This is a genomic window from Mycetocola sp., from assembly GCF_046716805.1.
Taxonomy (GTDB): Bacteria; Actinomycetota; Actinomycetes; order Actinomycetales; family Microbacteriaceae; genus Mycetocola_A.
Map to the genome: position 1 here is coordinate 34,528 of NZ_JBKJWH010000054.1, position 13,796 is coordinate 48,323.

Annotated in this window: 14 protein-coding genes; 12 read left to right on the top strand and 2 right to left on the bottom strand. The window is 66.0% G+C overall.

The window, feature by feature from the left end:
- Positions 1-32: 32 nt before the first annotated feature.
- The 6 genes from ACLQ62_RS04630 (at position 33) to serA (ending at position 6,118) form a co-directional block, all read left to right on the top strand.
- Positions 33-1,841, top strand: a complete 1,809-nt coding sequence (locus tag ACLQ62_RS04630; protein ID WP_411720491.1) for an acetolactate synthase large subunit — start codon at positions 33-35, stop codon at positions 1,839-1,841.
- 3 nt (positions 1,842-1,844) lie between these two features.
- Entirely contained in the window at positions 1,845-2,354 is a 510-nt protein-coding gene (ilvN, locus tag ACLQ62_RS04635; RefSeq protein WP_354498356.1) for an acetolactate synthase small subunit, read from the top strand.
- Positions 2,355-2,417: 63 nt separating this feature from the next.
- Entirely contained in the window at positions 2,418-3,446 is a 1,029-nt protein-coding gene (gene ilvC, locus ACLQ62_RS04640) for a ketol-acid reductoisomerase (RefSeq protein WP_411720492.1), read from the top strand.
- 164 nt (positions 3,447-3,610) lie between these two features.
- Positions 3,611-4,081, top strand: coding sequence for a hypothetical protein (locus ACLQ62_RS04645; RefSeq protein WP_411720493.1), 471 nt, complete (start codon positions 3,611-3,613; stop codon positions 4,079-4,081).
- Positions 4,082-4,083: 2 nt separating this feature from the next.
- Entirely contained in the window at positions 4,084-4,437 is a 354-nt protein-coding gene (locus ACLQ62_RS04650) for a hypothetical protein (protein ID WP_411720494.1), read from the top strand.
- Between the two features lie 88 nt (positions 4,438-4,525).
- Positions 4,526-6,118 carry a phosphoglycerate dehydrogenase gene (serA, locus tag ACLQ62_RS04655; protein ID WP_411720495.1) on the top strand — a complete coding sequence of 531 codons (1,593 nt, stop codon included), beginning with the start codon at positions 4,526-4,528 and terminating at the stop codon, positions 6,116-6,118.
- Positions 6,119-6,185: 67 nt separating this feature from the next.
- On the opposite strand, the gene ACLQ62_RS04660 is transcribed toward serA, so the two are convergent.
- Positions 6,186-6,434, bottom strand: a complete 249-nt coding sequence (locus ACLQ62_RS04660) for a DUF6458 family protein (protein ID WP_411720496.1) — start codon at positions 6,432-6,434, stop codon at positions 6,186-6,188.
- A gap of 100 nt (positions 6,435-6,534) precedes the next feature.
- Positions 6,535-7,113: a TetR/AcrR family transcriptional regulator gene (locus tag ACLQ62_RS04665; RefSeq protein WP_411720497.1), complete on the bottom strand. Its 579-nt coding sequence runs from the start codon at positions 7,111-7,113 to the stop codon at positions 6,535-6,537.
- Between the two features lie 68 nt (positions 7,114-7,181).
- On the opposite strand from ACLQ62_RS04665, the gene ACLQ62_RS04670 reads away from it, so the two are divergent.
- The 6 genes from ACLQ62_RS04670 to ACLQ62_RS04695 form a co-directional block, all read left to right on the top strand.
- Positions 7,182-8,711 (top strand): MFS transporter, encoded by a 1,530-nt coding sequence (locus ACLQ62_RS04670; protein WP_411720498.1) that lies wholly within the window; start codon positions 7,182-7,184, stop codon positions 8,709-8,711.
- Positions 8,712-8,777: 66 nt separating this feature from the next.
- Positions 8,778-9,833 (top strand): 3-isopropylmalate dehydrogenase, encoded by a 1,056-nt coding sequence (locus ACLQ62_RS04675; protein ID WP_411720499.1) that lies wholly within the window; start codon positions 8,778-8,780, stop codon positions 9,831-9,833.
- A 24-nt stretch (positions 9,834-9,857) separates the two neighbouring features.
- Entirely contained in the window at positions 9,858-10,979 is a 1,122-nt protein-coding gene (locus ACLQ62_RS04680) for a branched-chain amino acid aminotransferase (protein WP_411720500.1), read from the top strand.
- A gap of 48 nt (positions 10,980-11,027) precedes the next feature.
- Positions 11,028-11,789: a fumarylacetoacetate hydrolase family protein gene (locus tag ACLQ62_RS04685; protein ID WP_411720501.1), complete on the top strand. Its 762-nt coding sequence runs from the start codon at positions 11,028-11,030 to the stop codon at positions 11,787-11,789.
- A gap of 6 nt (positions 11,790-11,795) precedes the next feature.
- Complete coding sequence (locus tag ACLQ62_RS04690; RefSeq protein WP_411720502.1) at positions 11,796-13,049, top strand: MFS transporter; 1,254 nt, start codon at positions 11,796-11,798, stop codon at positions 13,047-13,049.
- Positions 13,050-13,060: 11 nt separating this feature from the next.
- On the top strand, positions 13,061-13,796 hold a 736-nt coding region (locus ACLQ62_RS04695; protein ID WP_411720503.1), incomplete at its 3' end, for a glutamate--tRNA ligase.

Consider the following 13,796-nt stretch of genomic DNA (forward strand, 5'->3'; position numbering starts at 1 on the left):
CAGATCCAACCATCGACAAGGGAATCCATACGATGCCTGCGGAACCTCGCACCGCCATATCGCCCGCTGACCTCAAGGCCGCCCAGGGCGACCCCGAAACGATGAGCGGTGCCTCAGCCGTCGTCCGAACCCTCGAACTGCTCGGCATCACGGATGTCTTCGGCCTGCCAGGTGGCGCCATCCTGCCTGTCTACGACCCGCTGATGGACACCTCCAAGATCCGCCACATCCTCGTTCGGCACGAACAGGGTGCCGGCCATGCCGCCGAGGGTTACGCGGCAGCCACCGGCAAGGTAGGTGTCGCGATCGCAACCTCCGGCCCCGGAGCGACCAACCTCGTCACCGCCATCATGGATGCGCACATGGACTCCGTCCCTCTGCTCGCGATCACCGGACAGGTGTTTTCGAACCTGATGGGAACGGACGCCTTCCAGGAGGCGGACATCGTCGGCATCACCATGCCGATCACGAAGCACTCCTTCCTCGTCACCGACGCGAACGACATCCCGGCCACTCTCGCTGCGGCGTACCACATCGCGTCGACCGGGCGACCAGGTCCAGTGCTCGTGGACATCACGAAGGACGCCCAGCAGCAGGACGCACCGTTCGTCTGGCCGCCGAAGATCGACCTGCCTGGGTACCGGCCGGTCACCAAGGCACACGGCAAGCAGATCCTGGCGGCAGCACAGCTGCTCGTCGAGGCGAAGAAGCCGGTGCTCTACGTCGGCGGCGGTGTCATCCGTGCCAAGGCGTCGGCTGAACTGCTCGAGCTGGCCGAACTCATCGGCGCACCCGTCGTGACCACGCTGATGGCCCGCGGAGCGTTCCCCGATTCGCACCAGCAGCACCTCGGTATGCCCGGGATGCACGGCACAGTCCCTGCTGTGCTCGCGTTGCAGGAGTCCGATCTCATCGTGTCGCTCGGTGCGCGATTCGATGACCGGGTCACGGGCAAGACCGCACTGTTCGCGCCTCACGCGAAGGTCGTGCATGTCGACGTCGACCCCGCGGAGATCTCGAAGATCCGCACGGCTGACGTCCCCATCGTCGGCGATGCCAAGGACGTCATCGTCGACCTCACCGCCGCCTTGCGCACAGCTCTGGCTGAGACCACGCCAGAAACCGAAGCGTGGTGGACCTACCTGAACGGGCTCCGCGAGGAATTCCCGCTCGGCTACACGACGCCGACCGACGGTCTTCTCGCACCCCAGTACGTCATCCAGCGGATCGGCGAGCTGACCGGCCCAGAGGGCATCTACGCGGCGGGCGTCGGACAGCACCAGATGTGGGCGGCGCAGTTCATCAAGTACGAGCGACCGAACTCCTGGCTGAACTCCGGCGGCGCGGGCACCATGGGCTACTCGGTGCCTGCGGCGATGGGCGCGAAGGTCGCCGAACCCGACCGCGTCGTCTGGTCGATCGACGGTGACGGATGCTTCCAGATGACCAACCAGGAACTCGCCACCTGTGCGATCAACAAGATCCCGATCAAGGTCGCCGTCATCAACAACTCCTCCCTGGGCATGGTTCGCCAGTGGCAGACCCTGTTCTACGACGGCCGGTACTCGAACACCGACCTGAACACCGGTCACGACACCGTCCGGATCCCCGACTTCCTGAAGCTGGCCGACGCGTACGGATGCCTCGGCATCCGCGTGACGAAGGAAGAGGAAGTCGACGCCGCCATCAAGCTCGCTCTAGAGACCAACGACCGTCCGGTCGTCATCGACTTCGTCGTGAGCGCGGACGCCATGGTCTGGCCGATGGTTCCCCAGGGTGTCAGCAACAGCTACGTCCAGTACGCGAAAGACCACAGCCCGTCGTTCGATGAGGAGGCCTAAGCCATGTCGAGACACGTCCTGAGCCTGCTTGTCGAGAACAAGCCCGGTCTCCTCACCCGTGTTGCCGGACTGTTCGCCCGGCGCGGCTTCAACATCGAGTCCCTCGCCGTCGGCACGAGCGAGGTGCCCGGGCTCAGCCGCATCACTGTCGTCGTGACCGTCGAGGGCCTCCCGCTCGAGCAGATCACCAAGCAGCTGAACAAGCTCGTCAACGTGATCAAGATCGTGGAGCTCGATTTCGACCAGTCCGTCCAGCGTGAACACCTCCTCATCAAGGTCCGGGTCGACAACACCACCCGGTCCCAGGTGCTCGAGGCCGTCACCCTGTTCCGGGCCCGCGTCGTCGACGTGTCGACCGATGCCGTCGTGATCGAGGTCACGGGGGATTCCGGTAAGACCAACGCAATGCTGAAGGTCCTCGAGCCGTACGGCATCAAGGAGATGGCGCAGTCCGGCCTGCTCGCGATCGGTCGAGGCTCCAAATCGATCACCGACCGCGTATTCAAGAACTAGACGGGCACCCGCCGAAGTCTTTCGGTACCGCCCACCACCCTCACCACCAAGGAGAAACAACAATTGTCTGAGATTTTCTACGACGCAGATGCTGACATCTCGATCATCCAGGGGAAGAAAGTTGCCGTCGTCGGCTATGGCTCACAGGGCCACGCGCACGCGCTGAACCTCCGTGACTCGGGTGTCGATGTCGTCATCGGGCTCAAGGAAGGCTCGAAGTCGATTGCGAAGGCCGAAGAGCAGGGCTTCACCGTCAAGACCGTCGCCGACGCCGCCGCATGGGCGGACGTCATCGTCATCCTCGCGCCCGACCAGTTCCAGCGCACCATCTACGCAGAGTCCATCAAGGACCAGCTCTCCGAGGGCAAGGCGCTCGTCTTCGGCCACGGCTTCAACATCCGTTTCGGCTACATCGAAGCACCTGAGGGTGTCGACGTGGTCATGGTCGCCCCGAAGGGCCCCGGCCACACCGTTCGTCGCGAGTACGAGGCAGGACGCGGCGTGCCCGTGATCGTCGCCGTCGAGAAGGACGCATCGGGCCAGGCCTGGCCGCTGACCCTCAGCTACGCGAAGGCGATCGGCGGGCTCCGCGCCGGCGGCATCAAGACCACCTTCACCGAAGAGACCGAAACCGACCTGTTCGGCGAGCAGGCCGTCCTCTGCGGTGGTGCTTCGCAGCTCGTCCAGTACGGCTTCGAGGTCCTCACAGAGGCCGGCTACCAGCCGCAGGTCGCTTACTTCGAGGTGCTGCACGAGCTCAAGCTCATCGTCGACCTCATGTGGGAGGGTGGCATCGCCAAGCAGCGCTGGAGCGTCTCCGACACCGCCGAGTACGGTGACTACGTCTCAGGCCCTCGCGTCATCGACCCGAACGTCAAGGAGAACATGAAGGCCGTTCTCGCCGACATCCAGTCAGGTGCGTTCGCGAAGCGTTTCATCGACGATCAGGATGCCGGAGCACCCGAATTCCTCGAACTCCGCGCCAAGGGCGAGGCTCACCCGATCGAGGAGACCGGCCGCGAACTGCGCAAGCTCTTCGCCTGGAACGCTTCGAACGACGACGACTACACCGACGGTTCCGTCGCGCGCTAGTCGCACGTGCACGTTCCGAACGGCTCCCGCCACAGGCGGGGGCCGTTCGTCGTTGTGTCGACGACGCGAGATGGCAGTTGCGCACCCAAAACGGTCGCAGCGGGCGATCTTGGGTGCGCTACTGCCATCTCGATGCAGGTTGCGAGACCGGTACGCTGGAGGCCATGAGTTCGGATCCGCATGATGACGAGGCGCTGACCTGGGCGGGCGACCCCGAGCCCGTCGAAACACCTGGTTCGAAGAGCCGCCCGGGAGCCGACGCCGAACCCGCTGTCGCCGGCGGATGGAAAGTGGTCGGGAAACCGGGTCGGATCGCCACGGCACCGGCGGACCACCGCCCAGGGCAGCTGAGCTCCGTCGCCCTCGTGACTTACGGCATCCTCGCCGGAATCTATCTCCTGTACACGATCGGCTGGCTCATCGCTGCCCAGCGCGCGACGGGCGCTCCGGCCGACATCGTCGGGGGAGCGATGTTCACCGTGGGGCTCTGGTTCGCCGTGCTCTCTCCCGCGTTCTGGATCGCAGCCACCTTCTGGGTGACCCGCGGCTCCGCGTCCCTCCGCGCCCGTCTGCTCGCCCTCGCCGTCGGTGTTCTCGTCCTCGCCCCGTGGCCCTTCATTGTCGGAGCGAACTGAGAATGACGACATCCTCGGTACCCGAAACCCGTCCCACCACCCCGGCCTGGCTGGCTCTTGGCCTCGCCGTGCTCTTCGGCCTCCTCTTCGCTTTCGACGTCTGGGAGGCGGTCGGCAACCTGGTCGGAGTGAGCGTCGTCGCATCCGGACTGGAAACGACGATCAATCCGCTCGGTTGGGTGGTCCTGATTCTCGGCATCCTCCTGCCCATCGCCGTGTTCGCACTGGCCTTCTGGCTCGGCAGGCGCAGAAACGTCCTCGCGCAGGTACTCCTCTACCTTGCCGGGCTCGGCACGGTCGCCGCCGTATCGCTGAGTCTTCTCGCGCTGTTCGGCATCGGATCGGTGCTGACGTAACACCGCCTGCGCGTCCGATAAAGTTGGAGCACGTGCGTCCCGACGGCTGCGACGCCCGGCCTCCCCGTTGCTAGCAAAGGATGTCCCTGTGTCAAAACCGGTCGTACTGATCGCCGAAGAACTCTCACCAGCAACAGTCGACGCTCTCGGGCCCGATTTCGACATCCGCCAGGTGGACGGCACAGACCGGCCTGCGCTTCTCAGCTCGCTCGCTGACGCTCACGCCATCCTCGTGCGGTCAGCGACCCAGGTCGATGCCGAAGCCCTGGCCGCAGCCCCGCAACTGAAGGTCATCGCTCGAGCGGGCGTCGGACTCGACAACGTCGACATCAAGGCGGCGACCGCAGCCGGCGTCATGGTCGTGAACGCGCCCACGTCGAACATCATCTCGGCCGCCGAACTGACCGTCGGCCACATCCTGAGCCTCGCCCGTCACATCCCGCAGGCGCACAACGCTCTCGCACAGGGCCAGTGGAAGCGCTCCAAGTACACCGGAACCGAGCTGTACGAAAAGACGATCGGCATCATCGGCCTGGGCCGGATCGGTGCGCTCATCACCGCGCGACTGCAGGCCTTCGGCACGAACATCGTCGCCTACGACCCCTACGTCACAAGCGCACGCGCCCAGCAGCTCGGTGTGCAGCTCGTCACGCTCGACGAACTGCTCGAGCGGTCGGACTTTATCAGCATCCACATGCCGAAGACGCCGGAGACCACCGGCATGATCAGCACCGACCAGCTCGCGCTCATGAAGCCGACTGCCTACATCGTCAACGTCGCACGCGGTGGCCTCATCGACGAGGACGCGCTGCACGAAGCCCTGATCACCGGGACCATCGCCGGCGCGGGGCTCGACGTCTTCGTCTCTGAGCCTCCGACCAACGACGCGCTGCTCGGATTGCCGAACATCATCGTCACCCCGCACCTCGGCGCCTCCACCGACGAAGCGCAGGAGAAGGCCGGCGTTTCCGTCGCCCGCTCCGTGCGGCTCGCCCTCGGTGGCGAACTGGTGCCAGACGCAGTCAACGTCGCCGGCGGCGTCATCGACCCGTACGTTCGCCCCGGCATCCCCCTGGTGGAGAAACTCGGTCAGATCTTCGCCGCGCTGGCGCATTCGCCGCTCACCAGCGTCGACGTCGAGGTCCACGGTGAACTCAGCGAGTACGACGTCAGCGTGCTCAAGCTTGCCGCGCTCAAGGGCATCTTCACGAACATCGTCAGCGAGACGGTGTCGTATGTCAACGCGCCGCTGCTCGCCGACCAGCGTGGCATCGTCGTGCGCCTCCTGACGGATGCTGAGAGCGAGGAATACCGCAACATCATCACCCTGCGCGGCGCGCTCAGCGACGGCTCACAGATTTCGGTTTCGGGGACCCTGACCGGCACCAAGCAGATCGAGAAGCTCGTCGAGATCAACGGATACGACGTCGAAGTTCCGATCGCGCAGCACCACATCGTCATGCTGTACACCGACCGCCCCGGAATCGTTGCCGTGTACGGCCGTCGTTTCGGTGAAGCATCCATCAACATCGCGGGGATGCAGGTTGCCCGACGTGCGGCGGGTGGCCAGGCGCTCAGCGTGCTGACCGTGGACTCGCCGGTGCCGGATGCGATCCTCGACGCCGTCCGGTCGGACATCGACGCCAGCGTTCTGCGGGCGATCGAGATCACCGAGCAGTAAGCAGCCTCACCAGCGACACGCAAAACGGCCACCGCAGAAGCGGTGGCCGTTTCGTATGCGGTGCTGATCAGAGCGTGTCGTCGCGCTCCGTGGTGTTCACGCGGGATCCCGTCGCCGGGTCCACGTCGACGCGCGATGTCGCGACGGTACGGCGTTTCCGAGTGAGAAGCGCGATGCCGATGATGACAACGACAAGGCCGGCCCCCATAAGGATCCAGCCGATCAGGTCAAGGTTGACGACATCCACGCTCACATTGAGTGCGAACGTGAGGATCGCCCCGATGGCGATGAGAAAAATTCCCAAACCAATACTCATGGTGATTGCTCCCTTTCCGGTGCTGGTGGGATCACCCTAGGGCCATTTCCGCTTCGCGGGCTAGGGTTTGCGCTTCTGACAGTGTCGCGACCGGTCTGTGCTATGCGCTGAGTCGCGCGATCAGTGCCAGGAGTTGGTTCAGGCCTTCTTCGGATGTGTCCGCCGGGTCCGGGGCGCCCATCCCCATGAGGGCCGAGTTGTAATAGAGCCCATCGCTGATCAAGATGATCGCGCGGGCAACGGCGGGATCGCCGACGGCATCCGTGACGACCTCAAGCCAACGGGCGCGGATGGCGGCGAGCGCGTCTCCGGCGCGCGGATCTGAGGTCTGCGCCAGCCGGGCTGCGGCGATGAGGGCACGGTCTAGCGCGGTGCCCGCATTCACCGACGTGCGGATGAGGTAATCCACCACGCCGGCCGGGGCCTCGAGCATGAGCGCGATGTCCTCCTCGGTGAGGATCCGGAGCCGTTCAATGAACCCCTCGGTGAGGGCGTCCTTCGAGCCGAAGTGGTAGAGCAGGCCGCCCTTGGATACACCGGCGCGAGCGGCAACGGCGTCGAGCGTCGCCCCGCGTTCCCCGGACTCGATCAGAAGGCCTTCGTACGCGTTGAGGATTCGGTCGCGGGGCGACGCGGCGGGCGGCATCCGCTTGTCTGGTCCGTCAGGGGAGGAGGTCATGTCGCCAACTATACCGTCCAGCCGGTATAGTGGGGTTCCGTCACTCTTCCGAATCAAAAAGGACCCTCATGACTGCGCCAACGCTCACAACGGGCTCCAAGCCGGCGTCGGTTCGCGTGGGTCGGCGGGGCTGGGCTGCGCTGGCCGTTCTCATGCTGCCAGTCGTCCTGGTCTCGGTCGACAACACGGTGCTCAACTTCGCCCTGCCGGCGATCTCTGAGGCGCTGACGCCCAGCGGTACGTCGCTGCTGTGGATGATCGACATCTACCCGCTCGTGCTTGCCGGACTGCTCGTGTCCATGGGCAGCCTCGGTGATCGGATCGGCCGCAAGAAACTCCTCCTGGTCGGCTCCGCAGGGTTCGGGCTGGTGTCGATTCTGGCCGCGTTAGCGCCGTCGATCGAGCTGCTCATCGCCGCGCGGGCGGCACTGGGATTTTTCGGCGCCATGCTCATGCCGTCGACCCTTTCGCTGATCCGCAGCATCTTCCGCGACCGGGACCAGCGACGCCTCGCCATCGCGATCTGGGCGAGCGGATTCGCAGCCGGAAGCGCGCTCGGACCGATTCTCGGCGGCATCCTGCTCGAGCATCTGTGGTGGGGATCCGTTTTCCTCGTCGCCGTCCCCGTGCTGCTTCCGCTGTTCGCACTCGCACCGTTCCTGGTGCCTGAGTCGCGGGATCCGAATCCGGGCCGGCTGGATCTGGCCAGCATCGCCCTGTCGCTCGTCACCATGCTGCCCATCGTCTACGGGATCAAGCACCTGGCGACGGACGGCGTGGATGTCGTCGGTGTCGCGTCGATCGCGCTCGGACTGGTTGCCGGCGCCGTGTTCGTGCACCGGCAGGGGCGGCTCACAACGCCGATGCTCGACATGGCATTGTTCCGCACGCCCGCGTTCAGCGGTGCCGTCCTGATCAACCTGCTCAGCGTCGTCGCATTCGTCGGCGGGCTGTTCTTCGTCTCACAGCACCTGCAACTCGTGCTCGGCCTGTCCCCGCTCACCGCGGGTCTGGTCCTCGTGCCCGGTCTGATCACCATGATCCTCGCCGGACTGCTGGTCGTGCCGGTGGCTGCCCGCGTGCGTCCATCGATCGTGATCCCTGTCGGTCTCGTCATTTCAGCCGTGGGCTACGGCGCGATCGGGCTCACCGGCGGTGCCGTGTCCGCAGTCGGGATCGCAATCTGTTTCGTGCTCCTCGGCCTCGGAATCGGTGCCGCCGAAACGGTGTCGAATGAGCTCATCCTCGCCAACGCCCCCGTCGACAAGGCGGGCGCTGCGTCAGCTGTCTCCGAAACGGCATACGAGCTGGGCGCGGTGCTCGGCACGGCCACCCTTGGCAGCATCCTCACCGCCTCATACCGCAACGCCGTTGTGCTTCCGGAGACTCTCACTCCCGAGCAGCAGACAGCGGCCGCCGAGACGCTCGGGGGAGCGGTGCATGTCGCCGGACAGCTTCCGGCGGATGCCGCCGGCGCGCTCCTCGAATCGGCGCGTCACGCATTCGACAGCGGAGTCGGCCTGTCGGCCTGGCTGGGTTGCGGGCTCATCGTCGCCGCAGCGATCGTCGCGCTGGTCTCCCTCCGGCACGTGCGATGAGCCGCACGCCGCGGCGATAGGCTGGAGCGGTCGGAAATATCCCCTCGGTTCCAGGATGGAGCGTTCATGTCGCGTCAGGTCAAGCTTGCGGTAATCCCAGGGGACGGGATCGGCCCTGAAGTCATCGCCGAGGCCGTGAAGGTGCTGGATGCCGTCACCCGCGACAGCGACGTGCGCTTCGAGAAGACCGAATTTTCCCTCGGGGCCGAGCGATACCTCGCGACCGGAGACGTTCTCACCGACGAAGACCTCGAGGCGATCCGTGCGCACGACGCCATCCTGCTCGGTGCAGTCGGGGGAGTGCCGGGCGATCCGCGCCTCGCCACCGCGAACATCGAGCGCGGGCTGCTGCTCAAGCTCCGTTTCTCGCTTGACCACTACGCCAACCTCCGTCCCACCCGGATCTACCCTGGGGTGCCCAGCCCACTCGCCAACCCCGGCGAGGTCGACTTCCTCGTCGTCCGTGAGGGCACCGAAGGGCCCTACGTCGGCAACGGCGGCGCCATCCGGCAGGGCACGCCCTACGAGATCGCCAACGAAGTCTCGGTCAATACCGCGTACGGCGTCGAGCGAGTCGTCCGGTTCGCGTTCGCGAAGGCATCCGCTCGTCGCAACAGACTGACGCTCGTGCACAAGACCAACGTGCTCACCTTCTCCGGAAGCCTCTGGCAGCGCATCGTGCACGCGGTCTCCGAGGAGTTCCCGCAGGTTCACGTCGACTACCTGCACGTCGACGCCGCCACGATCTTCCTCGTCACCGACCCTGCTAGATTTGATGTTCTCGTCACAGACAATCTCTTCGGCGACATCCTCACCGATCTGGCCGGCGCAATCAGCGGCGGCATCGGGCTCGCGGCCTCAGGAAACATCAACCCGGACGGCGCCTTTCCGAGCATGTTCGAGCCGGTCCACGGTTCTGCTCCCGATATCGCAGGGCAGCAAAAGGCGGACCCCACCGCGGCAATCCTCTCCGTCGCCCTTCTGCTCGAACACGTCGGCCTCGCCGCCGAATCGGCAGCGGTCACCGCCGCCGTCACCGCAGACATCGCAGCCCGGACCGGAAGCCCGCGCTCGACGTCGGACGTCGGAGATGCGATCGTTGCATCACTCGGCGCACACTAGATTTCAGCACGCAAAGGAACGCACATGACTCTCGCACCAGGAACCGACACCGACTCCTTCCGGCTGGCCTTCGAGCACCGCCCATCGGCTACGGCCGGCGAGGTCGCTCATCGCGAAGAGATCCTCGCGAACCCGGGATTCGGCAAGCACTTCACCGACCACATGGTCGCCATCGACTGGACGGTTGATGAGGGCTGGCACAACGCCCGCGTCCAGCCGTATGGGCCGCTCCAGCTGGACCCGGCGTCATCGGTTCTGCACTACGGCCAGGAAATCTTCGAAGGCCTGAAGGCGTACCGGCACGCGGACGGCTCGATCTGGACGTTCCGGCCAGAGAAGAACGCCGAGCGCTTCCAGCGGTCGGCGCACCGACTCGCCCTGCCGGAGCTGAGCGTCGAGGACTTCCTCGAGTCGCTGCGCCAGCTCGTCGCCGCAGACAAGGACTGGGTGCCGTCAGGCGAAGACACCAGCCTCTACCTTCGGCCGTTCATGATCGCGAACGAATCGTTCCTCGGTGTGCGAGCCGCCCAGAAGGTCGGGTATTACGTGATCGCGAGCCCCGCCGGCGCGTACTTCTCGGGCGGCGTGAAGCCGGTGTCGATCTGGCTCTCCACCGAATACACCCGTGCCGGCCGGGGCGGTACCGGGGCAGCGAAGTGCGGCGGGAACTATGCGGCGTCCCTGCTCCCGCAGCAGGAGGCCGCCGAGAACGGCTGTGCGCAGGTGCTCTTCCTCGATGCCGAAACCGGCACGCACATCGAAGAGCTCGGCGGCATGAACATCTTCTTCGTCCACAAGGACAGGCGAATCGTCACACCTGAACTCACCGGATCGATCCTCGAGGGCGTCACGCGAGACAGCATCATCCAGCTCGCGACCGACCGTGGGTACACCGTCGAGCAGCGCGCCGTGGGGATCGAAGAATGGCGCAGCGGAGTCGATTCCGGTGAGATCACCGAGGTGTTCGCGTGCGGTACCGCGGCGGTGATCACGCCCATCGGTGAGCTGAAGACCGCTGAGTTCTCCATCGGCAACCCCGACGCGGAACCAGGAGAGCTGACGATGTCGATTCGTGAAGAGCTCACCGACATCCAGTACGGGCGCCGTGAAGACACCCACGGCTGGTTGTACCGCCTGGATTCCTGACGACACGACGCCTGACGACGGATGCTCCGAAGAGGCTAGGCTCGACTCGTGAAAATTGCGCGATTCAGCCATGACGGTGCCATCAACTTCGGGATCCTCGACGAGACCGACCTGGTCGTCCTCGCAGCCGATCCGATGTTCGGCGGGTTCGAAACGACGGGTGAGCGGGTGCCGCTGGCGGATGCCGTGCTCCTTGCCCCGGTCATCCCACGCTCGAAGGTGGTGTGCGTCGGCAAGAATTACGCCGATCACGTGAAGGAAATGGGCGGGACCGAGCCACCGGCCGAGCCGCTGCTGTTCCTCAAGCCCAACACCTCGGTGATCGGCCCCAACGACCGGATCGTCCTGCCGGCACTGTCCGAGCGGATCGAACACGAGGGGGAACTTGCCGTCGTCATCGGTTCGGTCGCCAGGAACGTCCGGCCGGAGGATGCCGAGAGCGTCATCTTCGGGTACACCATCGGCAACGATGTGACGGCTCGCGACCTTCAGAAGAAGGATGGACAGTGGACCCGGGCGAAAGGCTTCGACACGTTCTGCCCCCTCGGTCCGGTCATCGACACCGAGTTCTCCTTCGACGGCGCAACCATTGAGACTCGCGTCAACGGCGACATCCGCCAGCAGGCCCCCTTGTCTGACATGATCCACTCGGTCGCCGACATCATCGCCTACGCATCCGCGGTGTTCACGCTGCTGCCCGGCGACGTCATCCTCACCGGTACGCCCGCCGGTGTCGGCCCCATCGTCTCTGGCGACACCGTCGAGGTCGCTGTCTCGGGGCTCGGCATCCTGCGCAACACGGCTGCCTGATCGCTCATGAGCGCCGGCGCGATCGGTCACGCAGAGCTCGCCGCGCTGCAACGGCGGACCGTCTGGCTGCTGTCGGCCGGGCAGGTGCTCGGCGGATTCGCCATCGGGGCCACGATCTCGCTCGGAGCCCTTCTCGTCGCTGATGTTTCCGGATCGGATGCCTGGTCCGGCATGGCGGCGACGATGTCCACCCTCGGGGCGGCCGTGGCGGCGATCCCGCTCGCCCGGGTGGCCGTTCGACGTGGACGGAGGATCGCTCTCAGCAGCGGAGCACTGATTTCAGCGCTCGGCGCCGCGCTGACCATCGTGGCGGCATCCGTTCGCAGCTTTCCGCTCCTTCTTCTTGCACTCGCCCTGGTCGGCGCAGGTGCGGCCGTCGCTCTGCAGGCCCGTTTCGCCGCCACCGACCTGGCCACCGACCGCACACGCGGTCGGGACCTCTCGATCGTCGTCTGGGCCACCACGCTCGGCGCCGTCATCGGCCCGAACCTTCTGGAACCGGGGGAGGTGGTCGGACGGATCTTCGGACTCGTCCCGCTCACCGGGCCCTTCCTTTTCGGTATCGCCGCGCAGTTGTTGGCGGCCGCCGTCTACCTCTTCGCGCTCCGGCCCGACCCGCTCCTCATTGCCCGTGCGTTGGGGGCCGCGGCGGACGCAGCCGTGCGGGCGGAGGCTCCGGCGCTCGAGTCTCGCGCGCGGGAACGGTTCGCCATCCTCACCGTGGCCCTCAGCCACGCCACGATGGTGGCCGTGATGTCGATGACGCCGGTGCACCTCCTGCATCACGGCTCCTCCCTCACCGTCATCGGGCTCACGATCAGCCTTCACGTCGCCGGCATGTTCGCCTTGTCGCCGGTGTTCGGCATCCTCGCCGACCGGCTCGGCCGCCTGCCGATCATCCTGCTTGGCCAGGGCCTGTTCGTTGGGGCGCTGGTCACCCTCGCAGTCGGGGCCGAAACTGCTTCAGCGGTCACCGTCGGGCTCGTCCTGCTCGGTCTCGGCTGGAGCGCATCCACCGTCGCCGGTTCCGCGCTCGTCACCGAGTCGACGGCGCCACTCCGCCGGCCTCGCGTGCAGGGCGTCACCGACACGCTGATGAACCTGTCGGGTGCGGCCGGGGGAGCCCTGGCCGGGCCGACACTCGCCCTCGTCGGCTTCGACGGGCTGGCTGTCACTGCCACAGCGCTCGTGCTCGCCGTGGTCGTCGGCGCCGTCGTGGTGGGCCGGAGACCCGCCTCCCCGCTCCCCGTCAGCGGCTAGGATTGCGGGTGATGTCAAGCGAAAATTCCCCCCTCTTCTCAACGGCTTCCGGCAGTGACGTCCGCGTCCGATTCTGCCCGTCTCCGACCGGCACCCCCCACGTCGGGCTCATCCGCACGGCCCTGTTCAACTGGGCCTATGCGCGGCACACCGGAGGGCGCCTCGTCTTTCGGATCGAGGACACGGATGCCGCGAGGGACAGCGAGGAAAGCTACGGCCTCATCATCGAGGCGCTGCGCTGGCTGAAGCTCGACTGGGACGAGGGTGAGGGAGTCGGGGGAAACCACGGCCCCTACCGCCAGTCGCAGCGCGCCGACATCTACCGCGACGTGATCGAGAAGCTCACCGCTGCCGGACACGTCTACGAGAGCTACTCGAACGCGGAGGAGATCGACGAGCGCAACGCCGCCGCCGGTCGGCCCAAGCAGTTCGGCTACGACAACTTCGACCGCGACCTGACCGAGGACCAGAAGGCTGCGTTCCGGGCCGAGGGTCGACTGCCCGCGCTCCGGCTCAAGGTGCCGGACACGGACCTCAGCTTCGACGACCTCGTCCGTGGTGAGATCACCTTCCCGGCCGGCTCGTTCACCGACTTCGTCGTCGTGCGCCCCAACGGGCATCCGCTCTACCCGTTCGTGAACCCGGTCGACGATGCCCTGATGGGCATCACCCATGTGCTCCGCGGCGAAGACCTGCTGCCGTCCACTCCCCGCCAGATCGCGCTCTACCACGCGCTCATCGACATCG

Excerpts from the sequence above, each read along its gene's own strand:
- ACLQ62_RS04630 (WP_411720491.1), top strand. The coding sequence starts at position 33 with ATGCCTGCGGAACCTCGCACCGCCATATCGCCCGCTGACCTCAAGGCC.
- ACLQ62_RS04645 (WP_411720493.1), top strand. The coding sequence starts at position 3,611 with ATGAGTTCGGATCCGCATGATGACGAGGCGCTGACCTGGGCGGGCGAC.
- ACLQ62_RS04665 (WP_411720497.1), bottom strand. The coding sequence starts at position 7,113 with ATGACCTCCTCCCCTGACGGACCAGACAAGCGGATGCCGCCCGCCGCG.
- ACLQ62_RS04675 (WP_411720499.1), top strand. The coding sequence starts at position 8,778 with ATGTCGCGTCAGGTCAAGCTTGCGGTAATCCCAGGGGACGGGATCGGC.
- ACLQ62_RS04660 (WP_411720496.1), bottom strand. The coding sequence starts at position 6,434 with ATGAGTATTGGTTTGGGAATTTTTCTCATCGCCATCGGGGCGATCCTC.
- ACLQ62_RS04680 (WP_411720500.1), top strand. The coding sequence starts at position 9,858 with ATGACTCTCGCACCAGGAACCGACACCGACTCCTTCCGGCTGGCCTTC.
- ACLQ62_RS04670 (WP_411720498.1), top strand. The coding sequence starts at position 7,182 with ATGACTGCGCCAACGCTCACAACGGGCTCCAAGCCGGCGTCGGTTCGC.
- ilvN (WP_354498356.1), top strand. The coding sequence starts at position 1,845 with ATGTCGAGACACGTCCTGAGCCTGCTTGTCGAGAACAAGCCCGGTCTC.
- ACLQ62_RS04650 (WP_411720494.1), top strand. The coding sequence starts at position 4,084 with ATGACGACATCCTCGGTACCCGAAACCCGTCCCACCACCCCGGCCTGG.
- ACLQ62_RS04690 (WP_411720502.1), top strand. The coding sequence starts at position 11,796 with ATGAGCGCCGGCGCGATCGGTCACGCAGAGCTCGCCGCGCTGCAACGG.